Below are 19,905 nucleotides of genomic sequence, written 5' to 3'. Positions count from 1 at the left end.
TCCCACTGGAGTCGCCGCCTTACGCTACAATCACACGATACCTGTTTAAAATAAACGGATAATTAATATAAAAAATAATTAAGTGTTCGTGTTTATTATCGAATTGAAGAGTTATGAAATTGACTCAAGTATAAACTTTTAATGGGTTTTTGTTCTTTCAAGATTTGATATGTCTAGCTTCAAGCACCAATCCAAACCCTAAACTTGGGCCCACAGGATGTGGGTCATGAAGGCGTTGAGACACGATATCACGTACTTAGCCTTCTTACCCCCTCATGCGAAAACTAGCTTTCGAATCGGTCCTTCTAAGGCGGTTTCGGGCTAGAGTGGCGCTTTGCGCTTCTCTTTAAAGATAAGTTTGTTAGTATATAAAATTGATGTTTCAAGAAAACCCAGTGTTCATGGTGTCTTTAGTATATGGAGATTAACATGCTAAAACGAAATTTCTTTGATGTGACTCTCATTAATTCGATTAATATGAAGTCGTGATTTTCTTCTATAGAAACCCAAGTTTCCTAAGGTCGTCTATCATAACTGTTGATTTTAAAAGGAGAATGATTGAAGTGGAAGGCGGCGACTCCTGTGGGAAAAGCGCGAGCCGAAGACCCTGCAGCGAGCGGAGCGAGTGAAGCGGCTGAGGCCGTGCCCACGGAAAGCGTCCGCCTGCAACGGAAATCATAATATTTAAATAGAAGGCTGTCTCATTCTTTAAACTGATACTTAAGTCAACTGTACTTCCTTAAAGGAAAGGGTGTAATTTGCCCGGTTTTTCTTAAAATACCATATATGAAAGTAGGAATAATGAAATGCCATTTTTTATCATAGCAGGTGCAGTTAACGCATTTATTGCTGTTGCATGTGGTGCATTTGGTGCACATGCACTAAAAGAAAAACTATCCGAAAAGTACTTAGCAATTTGGGAAACAGCAGTACAGTACCAAATGTATCATGCGATTGGACTAATCGTTATTGGAATCTTGATGAGTACTAATATTATTGGCAATGTATCACAGCTTGGTTGGGCAGGATACTTAATGTTAGCAGGCATCATCATCTTCTCGGGTTCACTATATGTCCTAAGCTTAAGTGGAATAGGCATTTTGGGTGCAATAACGCCAATCGGAGGAGTAGCGTTCCTAACCGCATGGGTTCTAGTGATTGTAGCGGTTATTAAACATATGAATTGAAAGACGACTATTCCCAAAAGTTTTGATTTTTTTAAATGAAAGAATTGACACTGTATTTAACAAGAGTAAGCTGCCGAAGATACAATTTCGGCAGCTCTTTTTCATTTTGATAAAGCGTCCGATATTTTTTGAATGAAAAAATATTCAATTTCAAGTGAAAGTTTGGATATGTTCAGAGTAAACCGCAAAAATGACACTCTTACAGACAATTAAGTTCCCACTAAACTTACATTTAATGAAATAACATGAAACTATCTTCTTTATGTACTCGTCTAATAGGGTATAAGAGAGGAGGACTTACTTTGAGACAATTTCGAATATATTTCGGGTTTCTCTTATTGCTTGGGGGATGTAGCACCTTAGGAAATCAAAACGTATCAATTGAAGAACCTTCATTTGAAGAGTTAATCGAACACGTACATATTGTACAAAGTAGTAACGAAAATTTTGTTTTTGTGGACTCTACTCAATACACTTACCAAGACAATATCAAACTACATACTAATCAAGGCGAAAGCATAGCTCCTAAAAATATTAAAGCCGGTAGTTTAATTCAATATGAGGACACTGGGGAAATCATGGAGTCTTATCCCATGCAAGGAACGATTAAACACCTTACATTATATGATGATGACCTGAGTAGACAACTGGAAAAAGGGATAGGTAATTTTTTGAAAAACTATGATATGGAAAATTATATAAAACCACAATTAGTTTCATTAGAAGGTGATGAACTAATCATACAATTCACAGATTTTAATAATACAAATGACAAGTATACTGCTACAATTAACATAGAAACACAAGAGTTTATTGTGAATGACCTGTAATTATGGAAGTTTACTAATAAAAACTTTAGGAGGATATAATGATAAAAACTATTTCACGAGAATCTAACATCATTTACGAATTTAACAAGACGAATCAACCGATTGCAACAGTGACATCTGGCAGCACTGTTCGTATTGAAACTTACGATTGCTTTCAAAATCAAATTGACTCTGAAGATATGGAACTTGCTGAACTAGATTGGAATCAAATCAATCCTGTAACAGGTCCAATCTTTATTGAAGATGCAAAACCTGGAGATGTTTTGAAAGTAACCATTAAATCCATTGAAATTGATTCGCAGGGTGTAATGATAGTCGGTCCAAAATTAGGTGTTATGGGTCAATATATTGAAAAAATGACCGCGAAAATTTTACCTATTGAAAACAACCAAATACATTTTAATGAATTACAACTTCCGCTAAACAAAATGATTGGTGTAATTGGAGTTGCTCCGGCTGACCAAGGTGTTAATTGTGGAACACCGGGAGCACATGGAGGCAATATGGATAACAAAATGGTGACAGAAGGTGCAATTGTGTATTTTCCAGTTACCGTTGAGGGTGCTCTTTTCGGACTAGGAGATTTCCATGCCGCAATGGGAGATGGAGAAGTAAGCGTCTCTGGTGTAGAAGTGGCTGGAGCAGCAACGGTCCAGTTAGAAGTATTAAAAGGAGAGAACATTGAGCAACCATTGCTTGAAAATAAAGATAGTTTTACCCAAATAGCATCAGCTTTAACATTGGATGAAGCATCTAAAATCGCTACCGAACTGATGGTTAGGAGAATTGTTAAACATACAGAAATGTCATTAAGCGAGGTAACGATGCTCATGAGCGCAGTGGGACAGGTAGAAATTTGCCAAGTTGTCGATCCCCTCGTTACAGTGCGATTTGTTGTTCCGAAATGGCTTTTAACACAGTTAAAGGTATCGCTAATCTGATGATAAACGTTTAAATGCCCTTCCAATATAATTATGGAAGGGCATTTTTTAATAGGGTTTGCAAAACGAATTGATTAAAATGAACACATTAAAACTTAAAAGTATTGAAGCTCTTCATCAAATGTCACATAGTCTAAATAAATCATCAGAAGTAAATAACGTTTTCCAGTTTTAGGGTCACTTACAACGACATGATCTCGACCCGCGGCTTCAATAACACCTGTAACTACTTTCGCATTCCACTCACGATTGTTTGCAAACGTAAAATAAAACGTGGCAACTTTCCCTTTATTAAGTCGTAAAATGTTTTCAATATACGACTCTTCTTGTGTTAATTGTGCCTGTCGTCCACTAGCTGGAATTGCCGGGGGTTGTTGTGGCATTTGTTGCTGATATGCAGGATTCCAATAATACTGTACCAATTTTTCATCCTTTCAAATTTAAAGTCGGGGACAATCTGCTTCTGTTGGAGAGAAAAAACAATGTGCTTTATAGCGTCCTACATTCCATTGGTTATACCACTGTGCAGGACAAGCTCCAGTTGGTTCAAAAAACCACAAAGAGTAAGTGGCGGGATGAAATCGCTCACCTGCTATAAGACGTCTTGCGAGTGCCACATCTTGTGGGCGAGCCCGCTGATAAAAATATGATTTAGTGGTGGCTTCAAAACCACCTGGACTCTGGAACACCATTTCTTGAATATTACGGATATTTTTAAAATCAAGACAAGAGTAGCGGACACGGTTAACGCCAACAGTACCAGCCAAAAGCATACCTAATTTTCCTTCTCCCTCGGCTTCAGCTCGCATTAAACGAGCCAACGTTTCCACATCTTTCTCAGTTGCACGGATAACCGCCACAGTACAACCTCCTTGAAATAACTATATGCCAAGACAATTATATATAGACATTTTTAATTAACTGATCTAAACATTTTAACGAAAATCTAAATTAATGTCTGACTAAATCATCGGTTCTTTTAAAACTCAAGCACGAAACAAACCTTTAGCATGATTCTTCTACTTATACACACCTCGGCGCTTTGTGGATGACTCCCGCGAGAAGACATGCAGAAAATCACTGCCAGTCTTCTCGCTCCGGCTGCTACCACTGGAAAGGCGTCTAGGCTAGTTCTGCCTTAGCCATACAGATGAAATTTAATACAGTGCCAATTGGAGTAAAACCCACTTGCAAGTGGGTTTTACTCATTGCATCGTCTCAGGCTTTCAGATCGTTTATAAATTATATAGACAATTATAGGTAACTTTTCACGTGTTTATTAGAGATTTCCATAAAAAATGAAGAAAATGCGTTATCTTGTCAGTAAATTGATGATGTTCGTCTCTTTTATTCTAGAAATTCAGTTGAGCAGGTGCTCAGTTGGAAAATTTGGACTCCAAGTTGGAAAAATGGACGGCCAAGTTGGAATTTTTGGACTCCAAGTTGGAAAAATCACGTATCAAGTTGGAATAATTAAAATATGTAAATTAATGTTAGGGGATACTTCTACTATATAATTAAAAAAATAGCCTATCCTCAATAAAAATTGAGAATAGGCTCGCTTTAAAATGCGTTATCTTGCCAGTAAATTGATGATGTTCGTCTCTTTTATTCTAGAAATTCAGTTGAGCAGATGCTCAGTTGGAAAATTTGGACTCCAAGTTGGAAAAATGGACGGCCAAGTTGGAATTTTTGGACTCCAAGTTGGAAAAATCACGTTCCAAGTTGGAATAATTAAAATATGTAAATTAATGTTAGGGGATACTTCTACTATATAATGAAAAAAGGAGCCTATCCTCAATAAAAATTGAGAATAGGCTCGCTTTATTTGTTGTAGGAACTTTTTCAGTAGCTTCGCATTATGCGCAGCCTTCGTTCATCATTATACTTCTAAAAATTCAGTTGTTTTGTCAGCATCTAACAACGTACCTACGAAGAATGAACCGAACTCAGCGAAACGAGCACTCACTTCATCAAAACGCATTTCGTAAATTAATTTTTTGAATTGTAGCACGTCATCAGCGAATAAGGTAACACCCCATTCATAATCGTCAAATCCGATGGAACCACTAATAATTTGTTTAACTTTCCCTGCATATCCTCGACCGATCAGGCCATGACTACGCATCATCGATTTACGGTCTTCCATTGATAGCATGTACCAATTGTCATCACCGTCGCGACGCTTGTCCATAGGGTAGAAACAAACATATTGAGAACGTGGAAGTTCAGGGTATAAACGACTGCGAACATGTGGATTTTGATAAGGATCTTCATTTGATTCGCCAGCTAAATAATTTGATAGCTCAACTACAGAAACATAGGAATAAGTAGGAATTGTATATTCAGCAATAGTTAATTTATTGAACTTTACTTCTAGTTGTTGCAACTCATCCATAGTTTCTCGCAATGTCATTAGCATAAAATCTGCTTTTTGGCCAATAATTGAATAGAAAGCATGACTTCCTGTTTTAGCTTCATGTGCGACATTTAAATCTTCAATAAAAGCTAATAATTCATTTACAGCTATAGTTCGATCTTCTACTGTCAGTTGTTTCCATGATGTCCAATCCATTGAACGGAACTCGTGTAATGCGTACCAGCCATCTAAAGTTTGTGCAGCTGTATTCATGTGTAAGACACTCCTTCATAAATTAAAAAATTCTTAAAATAAGTGTAGCACAAAGGCTAAAAGAAACCCACAATGTCACCAAGCAGAAATGACGAAGTAAGTCGAATTCGTGTATGCTTAAAAGAAAAGTGGAGAAACCTACTTTAGCTTGACTCCGGTGCTGAAAGGATGAAAGGCGAGCTTCGCCTTTCTACCCCCTAAAAGGGCCCGCGAGCTGGGCTTCGGAACTAGTTTTTGTGTTCGAAGCCTAAAGGAACAGGTTTCATGACCCTCCAAGGGAGGGCCTAAATGGAGAAGCCTACTTTAGACCGACTCCGGTGCTGGAAGGATGAAAGGCGAGCTTCGCCTTTCTAACCCCTAAAGGGGCCCGCGAGCTGGGATTAGGAACTAGTTTTTGTCTTCGAAGCCTAAAGGAACAGGCTTCATGACCCTCCAAGGAGGGCCTAAATGTAGAAACGCAGGCGCTGGGAGTTTGACAATTACTTTAAATAAAAGATTTACTTCCACCAAGAGAGGACAGGGTTCATATGACTAATTTTTTTGAAGACATTAAACTAACTATAAAAGGTAAACATATAAAAATTATATTGCCAGAGGGAACTGACGAGCGAGTAATACAAGCTGCAATCAAACTACATAACGAGGGAATTGTTACACCAGTTCTAATAGGACCATTGAATTTAGTGAAAGTAGCGGCAACTCAGGCAGGGATTGATATTACGGGAATTGAAGTAGTGGATCCTGTGCAATACAAAGACCTAGATGAACTCATTGAAAAGTTTGTGGAGCGCCGTAATGGCAAAGCAACACCCGAACAGGCTCGCATTCAATTAAAAGACGTAAACACGTTTGGCACCATGCTTGTCTACACAGGTTATGCACAAGGGGTAGTAAGTGGCGCTGCGCATACGACTGCGGAAACCGTGCGGCCAGCTTTAAGAATTATTAAAACGAAACCAGGTGTTTCGAAAACGAGCGGTGCTTTTATCATGGTGCGAGGGGACGAGCGTTACGTCTTTGCTGATTGTGCAATTAATATTGCACCGACTAGTGAGGACCTGTCCGAAATTGCTATTGAAAGTGCGAAAACGGCGAAAGCATTCGGCATTGAACCAAAAGTAGCCATGTTATCCTTTTCAACAAAAGGTTCAGCGGTATCGCCAGAAACTAGGAAGATAGAAGAAGCGACGAGGTTGGCCCAAATTAAAGCTCCTCATTTGGCTATTGATGGTGAGTTTCAATTTGATTCTGCATTCGTACCAGCAGTAGCCAAGAAGAAAGCACCGGATTCAGTAATTCAAGGCGATGCTAATGTGTTTATATTCCCTTCACTTGAAGCAGGGAATATAGGCTATAAAATAACGGAACGACTGGGGGGTTTTGAAGCTATTGGACCCATTTTACAAGGTCTAAACCAGCCAGTAAATGACTTATCACGTGGCTGTTCAGCAGAAGATGTGTATAAATTAGTATTAATTACGGCGGCTCAAAGCGTTATTGCAGGAGATCAATGATGTCTAATATAAGAGAAATATTTGAAAATAAGGAATGGCGATTTTGGGATCAATCTATCAGTGGTAGAGCTAGATCTGCTCTTGAATCATTCGCTGCAGACGACATGCTGTGTGAACTAGTCGGCAAAGGAATGTCTTTCCCAACCATTCGGACATGGGTTCACGAAAACACAGTGGTCCTTGGTATTCAAGATCATAGACTCCCTCATATCGAAGCAGGTCGAGAGGTATTAAACCAACATGGATATCAATCTATTGTCAGAAATTCTGGTGGACTTGCTGTCGTTTTAGACAGTGGTGTTTTGAACATCTCTCTAGTTGTATCTGAAAAGAATAAGGCGATTGATATTAATGCAGGATACGATATCATGGTAGAATTCGTACGCAACTTATTTCCACAAATTGCTAAGCGTATACAAGCCTATGAAATTGTTGGATCCTATTGTCCTGGCTCTTATGATTTGAGTGTGAATGGCAAGAAGTTTGCGGGTATCTCACAAAGACGACTGCGCCATGGTATTGCGGTACAAGTATACTTATGTATAGAAGGTAGCGGGGCAGAGCGGGCAGCATATATCCGTGAGTTTTATGAAAAAGCGTTACAAGGTGAACAAACAAAATTTATTTATCCGGACATCATGCCTGACGTGATGAGGTCTGTTAGTGAAATAATGGGACAAAGTGTAACGGTCCAAGACACTGTATTTAATGCTCAACGTTTAATGAACGATATGATGCAAAATGTACAGAGGACCTCGTTACAACCATCTGAAACAGATTTATATTTATATTATTTAACACGTATTGTTGAACGCAATAAAAAATATTTGGGATAAATAAAAAAAATTTAAATTATGTTGAACATAGAATAAGAGAAACAAATATTGTTATACTAGCAATTTAGTGAAAGTAGATTCAAAAGTTAATAATAGAAGAGTCCAAAGGTCCTGTTCCGTCAAAAAACCACCAATCAATTGATTGGTGGTTCTTTTACGACTAAATTACCGTTCTTCTCCATCTTGAATACGGGTGAAACATTTTCTGACTCATCATTTAAAGTCACTAAACGTCGAGCCCGGTTCATGATATGAACGAACTGTTCGTAATCTTCACGAATCGTTGAGTTTTCATTTTCTAGTCGTGCTATATCGCGTTCATACTGTTTTATTTTTTCGTGAGAATGAGATAGTAATGCACGATAACGATGTGACTCTGCTTCCCCAGTACCATTTTGTTGCAAGCGTAATAAGTATGCAATGACAACATCTAGTGATAGGGCTGAAAGAGGAATTTGTACACGTTCTTGTGGTTGATCCTCGCTACCTACGAGAAACAGAGATTGACCTCGACGACGGTATTCTTTACCCAACACACGTAATTTTTGTTTACGATCTTTTTTTGCTTCTCTCAAGTCTTTCTCGTATTCTCTTCTTACAACAGCGTTCCAACGAAATCCGCAAGCTGCGGCAGTGCGATTTAAAGAATCTCCGGCTTCTTCAAATGCATTTAACTGCGTACTTCCTTCTCGTACATGTCTTAACACTGTATTTGCAAGCAATTCATCATTTTCATCTAACCAAGCGTCTTGGCGTATCTTTACCATACATGTTCCTCCCGGATTGTTAATAGTTTTAATGTTCTACCTTAAGTTTGAACAAGATTCGCAGTTTTTATTCACCCTAAAATATTTGATGTACTTGAATCAATGATGAAATATACGATACAATAATTAATATAGTTGTTTTCTAAAGATAGAAAGGGTTGTTGACTAATGGCAAACGTATTTCGAGTTTGCGATGATTGTCAGGCCGTAAATTTAAAGACATTAATTCCTAAGTTAAAAGACATCGATTCAAAAGCTTCAATAGATATTGCGTGTCAGTCATACTGCGGTCCGGGACGTAAAAAAACATTTGTTTTTGTAAATAATCGACCGGTTGCTGCGCTTAGTGAGGACGAATTAATGACGAAAGTACGCGCCAAGTTAAGATAATCTAGCGGCACGAGTTCCCATGTTTTAATATAGATATTTATACCTTTACCACCTATCCGACAGGTGGTTTTTTTAAAAGATTAATACATGACTATAAGCATTGTTTATAGTAATGTAGAAAAAAGTAACTTGATAAGGTATTTTAAGTTGAGATAGATTGACATCCTATTTGCCTCAAAAGATATAAGTTTGCCACAGGATAAAATATTGAGATGAGATGAGGTGATTACGTGACTTACGCTACACAAAAGCTGGATGAAGAAAAAGTATTTAAAGACCCAGTCCACCGTTACATACATGTATACGACCAAGTTATTTGGGATTTAATTGGAACAAGTGAATTTCAACGGTTACGACGTATAAAGCAACTTGGGACCACATATCTCGTATTTCATGGTGCTGAACATAGTCGCTTCAACCACTCACTTGGCGTTTATGAAATTGTGAGGCGTATCATTGACGATATATTTAAGGGGCGTCCAGAGTGGGATGAGTCGGAGAGATTGGTTGTTCTTTGCGCAGCTCTTTTACATGATCTTGGGCATGGTCCTTTTTCTCATGCATTTGAAAATGTATTTGATCTTGACCATGAAAAATTCACCCAAGCTATTTTGCTAGGAGACACACAAATAAATGCGATTTTAACACGTGTTTCACCGGAATTTCCGCAACATGTATCTGATGTGATTGCTAAAACATATGGCAATAAACTAGTAGTGAGCCTAATTTCAAGTCAAATTGATGCGGACCGAATGGATTATTTGCAGCGTGATGCGTATTTCACAGGTGTGAGTTACGGTCATTTTGATATGGAACGTATTTTGCGAGTAATGCGTCCTCGTCACAACCAAGTGGTGATAAAAGAGAGTGGCATGCATGCGGTTGAAGACTATATCATGAGTCGCTACCAAATGTACTGGCAAGTGTATTTCCATCCGGTATCGAGAAGCGCAGAGGTGATTTTAACAAAAGCTCTTCACCGAGCGAAAGAACTTAGTTTAAGCGGCTATCAATTTGCGTACGAACCTCACCACTTTAAGAACTTTTTCAACCATTCATTTTCTTTAAAAGATTACATCGCACTTGATGAAGGAATTGTCATGATGTACTTCCAAGAATGGATGGATGAAGAAGATAAGATTTTGGCTGATTTATGTGATCGTTTTGTTAATCGTCGTTTATTTCAGTACATTGAATTTGACCCAGCGAAAGATTATCGTAAACTTGTTGAACTTGAACAACTGTTCAAAGAAGCGGGAATTAACCCGGAATATTATTTAGTATTTGATTCATCATCAGATTTACCATATGATTTTTATCGTCCTGGTGAAGAAGACGAACGCGTACCCATCCATTTATTAATGCCAAATGATGACCTTAGAGAGCTTTCGAGATCTTCTGATATTGTTCAAGCGATTTCTGGTAAACGTAGGACGGACCATAAATTATACTTCCCACAAGATCTATTAAAACAAGACGCTGAGATTAACAGCGTAAAGAAACAAATTCTCCACTTATTAAGTGGAAAATCTTGAAATTGGAGATGGAATGATTTGTTACAAGAACATGTGAAAATAGTACAGTTTATTTCACTTGCCGGTGAAATAGTCGGACGTAAAAAGCTACAAAAGATGGTGTACATTGCAAAGAAAATGAATTTCCCGTTTCAAGAAAAGTACAAGTTACACATGTACGGACCTTATTCAGAAGAACTAACTCTTCGCGTAGAGGAATTATGTAACATGGATTTCTTATCTGAAAAGAAGGAGGACAAAGGGTCGTACGTGCAATATACATATGCATGTACTAAAGAGGGACGTCAATTTTTATCAACAATGGCCGGTAACCAGCCGAGTCAAGACAAATCCATCGAGCAATTGAATGAAAAAAGTTCACGCTTTCTCGAGATGGTATCCACCTTAATATACTTTGACTATTTAAAACGCGAACTACAAATAGAGAAATTACATAGCGTTAAAGGGAAATTAAATTTATCTGAAACAGAAATAGAAGAAGCATTTGCTTATATCAACGATTTACAAATGTATAACTTGTCATAAGGAAAAACTTTGAAAAACCTAACGCAAATAAAAAACTCAGAGTTTTAATTCTCTGAGTTTTTTTAATCGGTTTATTGAAGTACAGCAACCCGTGAGTCCGATTAGAGGGGATGCTAATATATTTAGCCTGAAAAGTTTGACTAATTAACTACTTTTCCGTTGATATTCAATATTTTAATTTCATAAGAGTCAATATGAGATACTGAATTAAGTTCTTTAGTATGTAAGATTTCATTTACTGTCTCTTCAATTTCCATTGCTAATTTATGTGCATCATTATCTGAACCTTTTATTGATGTATGAATGGTAATGGATTTTAGATACTCAGTATTTATGTTTCCGAGTACGTCGTAATCTTTAAGACCTTCTATTAAAGCCGATGATAAGTGTAGATTTTCTTTGTTCCTATTTTTAACTTCTTCGTTAACGAAAGATAAATCCAGTCTTTCTACAACAACTGTATATTCTTTTAATGAGGAGGATTTAATTTCACTTTTTGCAATGGACTCAATATCCTTTTTAACTAAATTAAAATTTTCTTCATTCTCCTTAACTTTTATATACAATTCTATCTCCGAGTTCAAACTTACAACAAATTCCAACTCCTCATATTTCTCGTGAATTTTTTCAGTTACCTTCTTCCCTATAGTAGATGACTTATTAGTTTTTAATGATAATGGAAAATTAACATTAAAAACTAATTGGTCGTTTAACCTTTTTAACATCTTTGATATACAGAGAACTGTTCAAGCTAATCAGTCTGTTTTAATTAAAGAAAGTGTATCAAGTGAAGATAGTACGTTGAAATTGTACGGAGACAAATCGAAAAAATTAATTCCTTTCCATATATCTGATATTAATAACTAAAATATCATTAATACAATGTAGTCTAGATAAAAATCGCAATAAGACATAGTACGGGGAAACTATCCTAAATAAAAATTAGACCCGTCAATAGTATGAAAATTCAAAAAAACCTGATATATCATTGAAAATAGACATCCAATTGACTAGCTAATTGGGTGTCTATTTAGGGCTTTATTTCGTTAAGAGCAATCCAAATTGAACGGCTTAATATTTAGATAGGTCGTTTTTTCATGTGAAATCCAAAGAGTACTAAACAAGAAAATGTCACTGAACAAATTTCAATTCCACTGAGAGGAAACTTGAAAAGGAAATCATGACTTCACATTAATCGTCTTAACGAGAGTCCCACCAAAGAAATTCCGTTTTAGAATGGTAGTCTCCTTATACTAAAAACACCATGAACACTAGATTCATGGCATTATACTTGCTCATCTTTTTAAAAAGGTTAACCAGTAGAAACATGGTTAACCTTTTAATACAAATCCTTTATTTGAAGAAATTAGTTTTCTAATCTTGTTACCCCAGCGTGTCTTTGTCACCTTTGTATTCTAAAACATCCCCAGGCTGACATTCCAAAGCCTTACAAATAGCTTCTAAAGTTGACAGTCGAACCGCTTTTGCTTTGCCATTTTTTAAAATAGACAGATTCGCCATTGTGATTCCAACCCTCTCCGAAAGTTCGGTTACGCTCATTTTCCTTTTTGCCAACATTACGTCAATATTGATTATAATTGCCATGTCATTCACCTCAGACCGTTAAATCATTTTCTACTTTTATATCGATTGCATTTTTTAATAGCTTTTGTAGAACAGCAGCAAAGACTGCGATTACAAGTGATCCAAACGTAATGACCAATCCAAGTGCGCCGAGACCTGGGGCGTCATCTACCTCCGCCAAGTACATGATGATTGGCATGCACAACACATACAAGCCACTGATTGTGATGGCACAGTATTTTATATTCTTTAAAGCCTTTACCGATAATTCCGAGAAAGCGATATTCTTGTCAATATAGCTTAAAAGCCTCATAGCCTGATACAATGCAATAAAATACGAAACTGCAGTTCCATACATGGCGATTAAAAATAAATATTGCAAAAAAGCCCACTCTGGAATTACTTTTCCTACGAAAGTTGAGAACGAAGGCAGTACAAAGATGCACACAGCAAGAACTGGAATTGCCATAAGAAAAATAACGATTTTCAAAAAGAGTGTTTCCCGTTTCATATAAAGCACCTCGCATAGTTATTGTTAACTTAACTTTAACACATACTTTATCGTATTGCGATAAAAGATTATCGTTTTTTATTGTATGGTTATTGTTATAGAAATATGCATTTAGATTTTTGTCAAAGATTAAATGCATATTTCAAAGAATTGCTCTATAAACTAACCAGCAGTGCGTTAGTCGAATAACGTTCACCGTTGTTTTAGATAAATATGGTTTATTATCGGCTATGTGTTGATTCATTATGGTATTCGTAGCATATGCCATTCGGCCCTATAACCTAACAACAACAAAACCCTCGAAGAGATTTATTCGAGGGGCTAAATTAGGACTTTGAAGATTAAACATAAGGTGAAAATTATTTGTCACTAAATAGTTTTCCAGCGACTGCGTAGTGGTTTTTCGGCATATCTTCAATAAAAACTACTACATTTTCAACAGGAGCATTAGTTGTTTCAGCAACAGCAGCTGTTACTTTTTCTACTAGTGCACGTTTTTGTTCATCCGTGCGACCTTCAAGCATTTTTACAGTTACATACGGCATTTGAGTTCCTCCTCTTTCACAAAAGTGATTACATTAGTTATAATAACAGAATGGAGGGGAACTAACATATGACAAATGAAGAGAAACCAAAACCAAAACAAAAACTTGGTTTTACTATAATAAAAAACGATCCAACAGATGGTCACGGTGGTTTCGGAATAGGTTCATTATCCCTTGAACATGTGTCGCCTGTAATTATTGACGTAGAAGAAAAAACAGCCAAAATAGAAATTGGTGCCATGCATGCTCGGAGTGATACAGAACGGGGCATAAAATTTACGAAGAATCCAGAAGATTCTGAAGGTGGCAAATTGTTTTGGATAGTTTGGGTAACCATCGACTACAAAGCTTCGGGTCCCTATTACGCAGGTGTTACCGGGTGCGAAATGACTATCAAACGAGAAAAACGTCGAGGGTACAAAAATCTTGCAGACCATGTTAACAGAATGGATAAATCGATGAAACGTCAAATCATCGTTAGTCATATGGATGTAGAATCAAAAGAAATATTAAAAGATTTTTTGCAGTCACATAACCCTGAAATGTGGGCGAGAAGTGATGGAAAATTGCATAATGAATTAACTACCTAAAAATTACAAAATGATGTACAAACTGTGACATTTCGACTCGTTGTGTTTCAATGGTTGAAACTGTTTAATAAAGCAAGTACACTATAAAATATAGCTGACAAAAGGTGAGCTAGGACAATTGGAAACGCGTCTGCACATGAGGTGCATGAGATATTTGTATCAAACCCAAGCCGAATGCCTCATGTTTCTCATGTCAGCGCTAACCAAGAAAAAAAGCTTTCTGTTCTATCGGACATTTATTGCCGTGGAAGAGAAAGCTTTTATTCTACGTTAAAATGTTAAATTAAGTCGAATCATAAACTAGGACTAAGACTTAAAGTTTTTTTATGTAACAGACCCACGACCCGGAAACCTTAGGTTGGCCACAAACACTAAGAGCAATTAGATTTACCACTTGCAGTTCATGACCGGGAATCTCGAATCACTTCAAATCATAAAGAAGATAGAATAAAGAAATTACCCAACAATAAAGAAAGCAATAAAAGGCCGAAATAGTATCTTCGGCCGCCCATTTCATTGAAGTCAGTGACAATTCCCTCAACCACCAAAACTACAACACTGTATGAGTTCAGGTTGCAGGGGAGTGAAGGACGCACACCCACCGCAAGATTACCTGTAAGAAAAAGACGAACTCCGTGACACAGTCACGGAGTTCGTCTTTCAGTCACTAGGCTATGATGCAGTGGTATTGCTGTCCATAACGACCCGGAAACCTGTGTAGATATTGTCACAAACACTAGTTAGAGTAATCACAATAGATAACACAGTAAGAAGATTTACTTAAAGTTTTTTATGGAACGACTCAGAAACCTTAGGTTGGCCACAAACACTAAGAGCAATTAGATTTGCCACTTGCAGTTCATGACCGGGAGTCTCGAATCACTCCAAATCATAATAAAGATAGAATAAAGAAATTACCCAACAATAAAGAAAGCAATAAAAGGCCGAAATAGTATCTTCGGCCGCCCATTTCTTTTGAAGTCAGTGACAATTCTCTCATCCACCAAAATCACAACACTGTATGCGTTCAGGTTGCAGGGGAGTGAAGGACGCACACCCACCGCAAGATTACCTGTAAGAAAAAGACGATCTCCGTGACCCAGTCACTAAGATCGTCTTTCAGTCACTAGGCTATGATGCAGTGGTTTTGCGAACCATAACGACCCCGGAAACCGGTGTGGATACTTTCTCTTGTACCGAAAGGTTTGTAGTCCATAATCATATTTGTAAAGGTCCTAATTCCTAAAGAAAGAAAAAGGGAATAACGACCATGGATTGCCCTCTCCATCCAGTATATCTCTCTCTTCTACATCTTCTAAAAGTTGTTTCTGCAACTTAGGATCAGTACATAAACGCTTAGGAACATCTGATTTCTTAACATAAATTAATCGCTGCTTCGGACATTCTGCTAAAGCTAAACCGCCAGTTTCAATATCCACGATGACCCCATCCACGCCAGCAGTAGGTAAAAATGCTTGGGCCGGAGTACCTTGGTGAACTCTTTCCATAAACTCAATCCAAATATTTTTCGTCGTTTGCTGATCTTCCGCTAACTTTAACTCTTTTCCGAGGTCATACCCATTCCACACACCAGCAGTTAACCTTGGAGTAAAACCAACTAACACTTGATCGGAAACAGTAGTACCTGATTTCGCTGCGTAAGGTCGCGTTTGTTTGCCGCGAATTGATAAACCAGTGGATGGCGCATAATCATTAAAAGTAGGATCAAACATACCGGTCATTAAATGTGTCAAAATAAATGCATCATCTGCAGACATTACACGGTCGTCATCCTCACGTTCTTCAGGATTTACTTCAAAAACCACTTCGCCATTACTATCTTTAATCGATAAAACAGTTTGGATTCCATGATTTATTCCGCCTTCTGCAATTTTATTGAAAGCACCAGTCAGCTCTTTTAAAGTTACTTCTTCCGTTCCTAGTGCTATTGCAGGTGTATTTTGAGGAGCTGCTTCTACACCTAATCTCTTTAAGATTGAACGAAATGGTTTATACCCAATCTTTTCTAATGTTTTAACGGCATAAATATTATCTGAAATTGCAACAGCTTGTGCTAAAGAAATCGGATGATCTGCAAACTCTCCATTAAAGTTTTTAGGTTCGTATTGAGAGCGTCCATCATCATATGTGAAAATTGTCTTTTCACTTTCTAAGAATGTTAATGGAGAGAATCCTCTTTCAAGGGCTGCTGCATACAATATAGGTTTTATTGCCGACCCAGGTTGACGCTCCGCTTGAGTAACACGGTTAAAAGGACTTACTGAGTAGGAACGACCGCCAATTAACGCAGTTACGTAGCCAGTTTTAGGCTCCATACTGATAAAACCAACCTCTAGCTCGTTAGCGGGCATCCATTCAGCTACCACTTCTTCCGCTACTTTTTGATGGTAAGTATTCAAAGTCGTTTCTATCGTCCAACCACCTTCAGCAATTGCGCGACCTTTTGTTAATAAAATCCGCTCTGCTTCACTCCAAGCTTCATCCAAAAAGTAAGGAGCTATACTATTCGTCGCTTTCCATTCTTCACTTTTTAAAACAATGTTTTCACTAACCGCACGACTTCTTGCTTCGCTTGTAACCATTTTTTCCGATTCCATTAATTTCAGTACGAGATTTTGCCTGTTGTATGCATTTTCTTCATTAATTAGAGGGGAATATAAACTCGGACCTTTTGGAATGGACATTAGTAACGCAGATTCAGCCAGCGTTAACTCTTTACTCGACTTAGCAAAATAATACTGACTTGCTGCTTCCACACCGTACATGCCATGACCAAAGTACACAGTATTTAAATAGCCTTCTAATAATACATCTTTTTCATAAAAGGCTTCCATACGGTAGGCAAACAATGCTTCTTTTGCTTTACGTGTCCATGTTTTGTCGTGTGATAAATATAAATTACGGGCATACTGTTGGGTAATTGTACTTGCACCTTCAACTTTACGCATCGCTTTTACATCTTTTAATAAGGCCGCTGCAATCCTGCTGTAATCAAATCCGTTATGTTCATAAAATTCTTGATCTTCCACTGCCAAAACAGCATCGCTTATAAATGGGGACATATCCTCTAATTTAACCCAGTACCGGCGTTGTTCGGCAAAGCGGTCACCGATAGAATGACCATTGCTATCTAAAAAAACAGTTGCTTTCGAAACGGCAAGAGAAGGTGGACCAAGAATTTGGACATAAATGCGTAGTGCAAGCAAAATCGTACACAATGCACTAACTGAAACAATGAGTAACCAGATAATTGATCGAAGTTTTTGTCGCTTTCGTTTTTGAACTCGTCCCAATGTGACATCACTCCGTTCATCACTTTTTGGTAGTATGGTAAAATCGTGGTGGGATTAAACGCGAAATTCGGAAATAATCATAAAGGTTTTTATGTATAATTTACTGAAAATGAGATTTGTAAAATGACCGTGTAGAACAAGAAACTTTAAAGGTTTAAGAATAAATAGTTGCACTTTCCCTAAAAACATCTATACTTTTCCTGTATTTGTTTTTCGGCATACCGCGTTTTTTATCGTTTGATGCCGGGAACGGATCCACTAACCTCGTATGTAAAGGAGACTAAAAACATGGCTGGATTTTGGTTTACAGAAAAACAAACCGAGAACTTTGGCATTACGATGAAGGTGAACCGTACCTTGCATACAGAGCAAACAGAATTTCAATTGCTCGAAATGGCGGAAACGGCTGAATGGGGGAATATGTTGTTCCTCGACGGCATGGTAATGACTTCGGAGAAAGATGAATTTGTGTACCATGAAATGGTAGCGCACGTTCCTTTATTTACACATTCAAATCCTGAAAATGTATTAGTTGTTGGCGGTGGAGATGGCGGAGTAATTCGTGAAATCATGAAGCATCCCCAAGTAAAAAAAGCGACACTTGTTGATATTGATGGCAAGGTAATTGAATACTCAAAGAAATTTTTACCAACAATCGCATCTGAATTAGAAAACCCACGTGTTGACGTACAAGTTGGCGATGGTTTTATGCATATTGCTAAAGCTGAAAATGAATATGATGTCATCATGGTGGATTCCACTGAACCAGTAGGGCCAGCAGTGAACTTATTTTCAAAAGGCTTTTATGCAGGGATTTCAAAAGCTTTAAAAGATGATGGGATCTTTGTTGCACAATCGGACAACCCTTGGTTTACACCTGATTTAATTAGACAAGTTCAAAAAGACGTAAAAGAAATTTTCCCGATTACTCGTTTATATACTGCAAACATCCCAACGTATCCAAGTGGTCTTTGGTGTTTCACATTAGGTTCGAAGAAATACGATCCACTGGAAGTAGAAGATTCTCGTTTCCATGAAATCGACACGAAATATTACACGAAAGAATTGCATAAAGCTGCATTCGTGTTACCAAAGTTTGTGAAAGATTTAACGGAGGAATAATATATGAGATTTGATGAAGCTTATTCAGGCAATGTTTTTATTAAAAGTCATCCCAATTATGATGAGTCACAAGCTGTCATTTATGGCATGCCAATGGACTGGACAGTTAGTTACCGTCCGGGTTCAAGGTTCGGTCCACAGCGAATTCGTGAAGTGTCAATCGGATTAGAAGAATACAGTCCGTATTTAGATCGTGACCTTGATGATATCAACTACTTTGATGCAGGCGATATTCCGTTACCTTTTGGAAATCCGCAAAAAAGTATAGATGAAATCGAAAAATTTGTCACTAAACTATTGGCAGATGGAAAAGTTCCTGTTGGTATGGGTGGAGAGCATTTAGTGTCTTGGCCAGTAATGAAAGCGGTCGCAGCAAAGTATCCGGATTTAGCTGTGATTCATATGGATGCACATACAGATTTACGTGAATCTTACGAAGGGGAAGCTCTTTCCCATTCCACACCCATTCGTAAAATTGCTGAACATATCGGTCCTAAAAATGTCTATTCATTTGGAATTCGTTCAGGTATGAAAGAAGAGTTTTTATGGGCAAAAGAAAACGGCATGCACATTTCAAAATTTGAAGTTCTTGAACCACTAAAAGAAATTTTACCGTATCTCGCAGGTCGTCCAGTCTACGTAACAATTGATATTGATGTACTTGACCCTGCACATGCACCAGGCACTGGAACAGTAGACAGTGGTGGGATTACTTCTCGTGAATTACTAGCTTCAATTCATGCAATTGCAGGTTCAAACGTTAACGTGGTCGGTTTTGACTTAGTCGAGGTTGCCCCCATTTATGATTCATCAGAACAAACAGCTAACACGGCAAGTAAACTAATTCGTGAAATGCTGTTAGGTTGGTTAAAGTAATTGGTCTTATAGAACAATGTGTTTCGCATCTCGACATGCACTCAAGCGTACGCATAAGAAAAACCGGGTAAGTGAACCCGGTCCTTTTAAGTATAGTAACCATAGAAACCCGTTTATTTCCGCTACGGTGGACGCTTTTCGCGGGCATGGCTTCAGTCTCCTCGTCACTGCGTTCCTGCGGGGGCTTCAGCTCATGCTTTTCCCGC

At 37.8% G+C, this 19,905-nt stretch carries 20 protein-coding genes; 11 read left to right on the top strand and 9 right to left on the bottom strand.

Annotation, left to right across the window (positions count from 1 at the left end; translation table 11 throughout):
- Nucleotides 1-806: 806 nt before the first annotated feature.
- The 3 genes from B371_RS0111635 to B371_RS0111625 all read left to right on the top strand — a co-directional run bounded on the left by B371_RS0111635 (nucleotide 807) and on the right by B371_RS0111625 (nucleotide 2,958).
- Nucleotides 807-1,187: a DUF423 domain-containing protein gene (locus B371_RS0111635; protein WP_019414494.1), complete on the top strand. Its 381-nt coding sequence runs from the start codon at nucleotides 807-809 to the stop codon at nucleotides 1,185-1,187.
- A 302-nt stretch (nucleotides 1,188-1,489) separates the two neighbouring features.
- Complete coding sequence (locus B371_RS0111630) at nucleotides 1,490-2,017, top strand: hypothetical protein (RefSeq protein WP_019414493.1); 528 nt, start codon at nucleotides 1,490-1,492, stop codon at nucleotides 2,015-2,017.
- 38 nt (nucleotides 2,018-2,055) lie between these two features.
- Nucleotides 2,056-2,958: an acetamidase/formamidase family protein gene (locus tag B371_RS0111625; RefSeq protein WP_019414492.1), complete on the top strand. Its 903-nt coding sequence runs from the start codon at nucleotides 2,056-2,058 to the stop codon at nucleotides 2,956-2,958.
- Nucleotides 2,959-3,053: 95 nt separating this feature from the next.
- On the opposite strand, the gene gerQ is transcribed toward B371_RS0111625, so the two are convergent.
- The 3 genes from gerQ to hemQ form a co-directional block, all read right to left on the bottom strand.
- Entirely contained in the window at nucleotides 3,054-3,380 is a 327-nt protein-coding gene (gerQ, locus tag B371_RS0111620) for a spore coat protein GerQ (RefSeq protein WP_019414491.1), read from the bottom strand.
- Nucleotides 3,381-3,398: 18 nt separating this feature from the next.
- Complete coding sequence (locus B371_RS0111615; protein WP_019414490.1) at nucleotides 3,399-3,818, bottom strand: cell wall hydrolase; 420 nt, start codon at nucleotides 3,816-3,818, stop codon at nucleotides 3,399-3,401.
- 1,022 nt (nucleotides 3,819-4,840) lie between these two features.
- Nucleotides 4,841-5,590 carry a hydrogen peroxide-dependent heme synthase gene (hemQ, locus tag B371_RS0111600; RefSeq protein ID WP_019414487.1) on the bottom strand — a complete coding sequence of 250 codons (750 nt, stop codon included), beginning with the start codon at nucleotides 5,588-5,590 and terminating at the stop codon, nucleotides 4,841-4,843.
- Between the two features lie 527 nt (nucleotides 5,591-6,117).
- On the opposite strand from hemQ, the gene pta reads away from it, so the two are divergent.
- Both pta and B371_RS0111590 read left to right on the top strand, forming a co-directional pair.
- Entirely contained in the window at nucleotides 6,118-7,104 is a 987-nt protein-coding gene (gene pta, locus B371_RS0111595) for a phosphate acetyltransferase (RefSeq protein WP_019414486.1), read from the top strand.
- Nucleotides 7,104-7,940 (top strand): lipoate--protein ligase family protein, encoded by an 837-nt coding sequence (locus B371_RS0111590; protein WP_019414485.1) that lies wholly within the window; start codon nucleotides 7,104-7,106, stop codon nucleotides 7,938-7,940. The genes pta and B371_RS0111590 overlap by 1 nt, the downstream gene beginning before the upstream one ends.
- Before the next feature lie 134 nt (nucleotides 7,941-8,074).
- Here B371_RS0111590 and B371_RS0111585 read toward each other — a convergent pair whose 3' ends face one another.
- Complete coding sequence (locus B371_RS0111585) at nucleotides 8,075-8,707, bottom strand: RsfA family transcriptional regulator (RefSeq protein WP_019414484.1); 633 nt, start codon at nucleotides 8,705-8,707, stop codon at nucleotides 8,075-8,077.
- Nucleotides 8,708-8,875: 168 nt separating this feature from the next.
- On the opposite strand from B371_RS0111585, the gene B371_RS0111580 reads away from it, so the two are divergent.
- From B371_RS0111580 to B371_RS0111570, 3 genes are all read left to right on the top strand, one after another.
- On the top strand, nucleotides 8,876-9,097 hold the full coding sequence (locus tag B371_RS0111580; protein ID WP_019414483.1) for a DUF1450 domain-containing protein: 222 nt from the start codon (nucleotides 8,876-8,878) through the stop codon (nucleotides 9,095-9,097).
- Between the two features lie 230 nt (nucleotides 9,098-9,327).
- A complete protein-coding gene (locus tag B371_RS0111575) occupies nucleotides 9,328-10,632 on the top strand; it encodes an HD domain-containing protein (RefSeq protein WP_019414482.1) in 1,305 nt (434 codons plus the stop codon).
- 18 nt (nucleotides 10,633-10,650) lie between these two features.
- Nucleotides 10,651-11,157, top strand: coding sequence for a YwgA family protein (locus B371_RS0111570; protein ID WP_019414481.1), 507 nt, complete (start codon nucleotides 10,651-10,653; stop codon nucleotides 11,155-11,157).
- 140 nt (nucleotides 11,158-11,297) lie between these two features.
- On the opposite strand, the gene B371_RS0111565 is transcribed toward B371_RS0111570, so the two are convergent.
- From B371_RS0111565 to B371_RS0111550, 4 genes are all read right to left on the bottom strand, one after another.
- Nucleotides 11,298-11,882: a DUF4030 domain-containing protein gene (locus tag B371_RS0111565; RefSeq protein WP_026023037.1), complete on the bottom strand. Its 585-nt coding sequence runs from the start codon at nucleotides 11,880-11,882 to the stop codon at nucleotides 11,298-11,300.
- A gap of 658 nt (nucleotides 11,883-12,540) precedes the next feature.
- Nucleotides 12,541-12,762 (bottom strand): helix-turn-helix transcriptional regulator, encoded by a 222-nt coding sequence (locus B371_RS0111560; RefSeq protein WP_019414479.1) that lies wholly within the window; start codon nucleotides 12,760-12,762, stop codon nucleotides 12,541-12,543.
- A gap of 10 nt (nucleotides 12,763-12,772) precedes the next feature.
- Nucleotides 12,773-13,252 carry a DUF2975 domain-containing protein gene (locus B371_RS0111555; protein ID WP_019414478.1) on the bottom strand — a complete coding sequence of 160 codons (480 nt, stop codon included), beginning with the start codon at nucleotides 13,250-13,252 and terminating at the stop codon, nucleotides 12,773-12,775.
- Between the two features lie 359 nt (nucleotides 13,253-13,611).
- Nucleotides 13,612-13,797 (bottom strand): 2-hydroxymuconate tautomerase, encoded by a 186-nt coding sequence (locus B371_RS0111550; protein WP_019414477.1) that lies wholly within the window; start codon nucleotides 13,795-13,797, stop codon nucleotides 13,612-13,614.
- 68 nt (nucleotides 13,798-13,865) lie between these two features.
- Between B371_RS0111550 and B371_RS0111545 the strand changes: the two genes are divergently transcribed.
- Nucleotides 13,866-14,387 (top strand): YwhD family protein, encoded by a 522-nt coding sequence (locus B371_RS0111545; RefSeq protein ID WP_019414476.1) that lies wholly within the window; start codon nucleotides 13,866-13,868, stop codon nucleotides 14,385-14,387.
- 1,235 nt (nucleotides 14,388-15,622) lie between these two features.
- Here the strand turns inward: B371_RS0111545 and B371_RS0111540 are convergent.
- Entirely contained in the window at nucleotides 15,623-17,701 is a 2,079-nt protein-coding gene (locus B371_RS0111540) for a transglycosylase domain-containing protein (protein ID WP_019414475.1), read from the bottom strand.
- 288 nt (nucleotides 17,702-17,989) lie between these two features.
- On the opposite strand from B371_RS0111540, the gene speE reads away from it, so the two are divergent.
- Nucleotides 17,990-18,823, top strand: a complete 834-nt coding sequence (gene speE, locus B371_RS0111535; protein ID WP_019414474.1) for a spermidine synthase — start codon at nucleotides 17,990-17,992, stop codon at nucleotides 18,821-18,823.
- Nucleotides 18,824-18,826: 3 nt separating this feature from the next.
- Nucleotides 18,827-19,699 (top strand): agmatinase, encoded by an 873-nt coding sequence (gene speB / locus B371_RS0111530; RefSeq protein ID WP_019414473.1) that lies wholly within the window; start codon nucleotides 18,827-18,829, stop codon nucleotides 19,697-19,699.
- The last annotated feature ends 206 nt before the right edge of the window (nucleotides 19,700-19,905 follow it).

Origin of the sequence: Paenisporosarcina sp. TG20 (genome assembly GCF_000286315.1) — a bacterium.
GTDB lineage: Bacteria > Bacillota > Bacilli > Bacillales_A > Planococcaceae > Paenisporosarcina.
Note: the sequence above shows the minus strand (reverse complement) of the source record. Positions and strands in the feature narration are given on the sequence as shown.

Excerpts from the sequence above, each read along its gene's own strand:
- B371_RS0111625 (WP_019414492.1), top strand. The coding sequence starts at position 2,056 with ATGATAAAAACTATTTCACGAGAATCTAACATCATTTACGAATTTAAC.
- B371_RS0111565 (WP_026023037.1), bottom strand. The coding sequence starts at position 11,882 with ATGTTAAAAAGGTTAAACGACCAATTAGTTTTTAATGTTAATTTTCCA.
- B371_RS0111585 (WP_019414484.1), bottom strand. The coding sequence starts at position 8,707 with ATGGTAAAGATACGCCAAGACGCTTGGTTAGATGAAAATGATGAATTG.
- B371_RS0111560 (WP_019414479.1), bottom strand. The coding sequence starts at position 12,762 with ATGGCAATTATAATCAATATTGACGTAATGTTGGCAAAAAGGAAAATG.
- B371_RS0111550 (WP_019414477.1), bottom strand. The coding sequence starts at position 13,797 with ATGCCGTATGTAACTGTAAAAATGCTTGAAGGTCGCACGGATGAACAA.
- B371_RS0111590 (WP_019414485.1), top strand. The coding sequence starts at position 7,104 with ATGTCTAATATAAGAGAAATATTTGAAAATAAGGAATGGCGATTTTGG.
- B371_RS0111555 (WP_019414478.1), bottom strand. The coding sequence starts at position 13,252 with ATGAAACGGGAAACACTCTTTTTGAAAATCGTTATTTTTCTTATGGCA.
- B371_RS0111545 (WP_019414476.1), top strand. The coding sequence starts at position 13,866 with ATGACAAATGAAGAGAAACCAAAACCAAAACAAAAACTTGGTTTTACT.
- B371_RS0111635 (WP_019414494.1), top strand. The coding sequence starts at position 807 with ATGCCATTTTTTATCATAGCAGGTGCAGTTAACGCATTTATTGCTGTT.
- pta (WP_019414486.1), top strand. The coding sequence starts at position 6,118 with ATGACTAATTTTTTTGAAGACATTAAACTAACTATAAAAGGTAAACAT.
- hemQ (WP_019414487.1), bottom strand. The coding sequence starts at position 5,590 with ATGAATACAGCTGCACAAACTTTAGATGGCTGGTACGCATTACACGAG.
- B371_RS0111580 (WP_019414483.1), top strand. The coding sequence starts at position 8,876 with ATGGCAAACGTATTTCGAGTTTGCGATGATTGTCAGGCCGTAAATTTA.
- speE (WP_019414474.1), top strand. The coding sequence starts at position 17,990 with ATGGCTGGATTTTGGTTTACAGAAAAACAAACCGAGAACTTTGGCATT.
- speB (WP_019414473.1), top strand. The coding sequence starts at position 18,827 with ATGAGATTTGATGAAGCTTATTCAGGCAATGTTTTTATTAAAAGTCAT.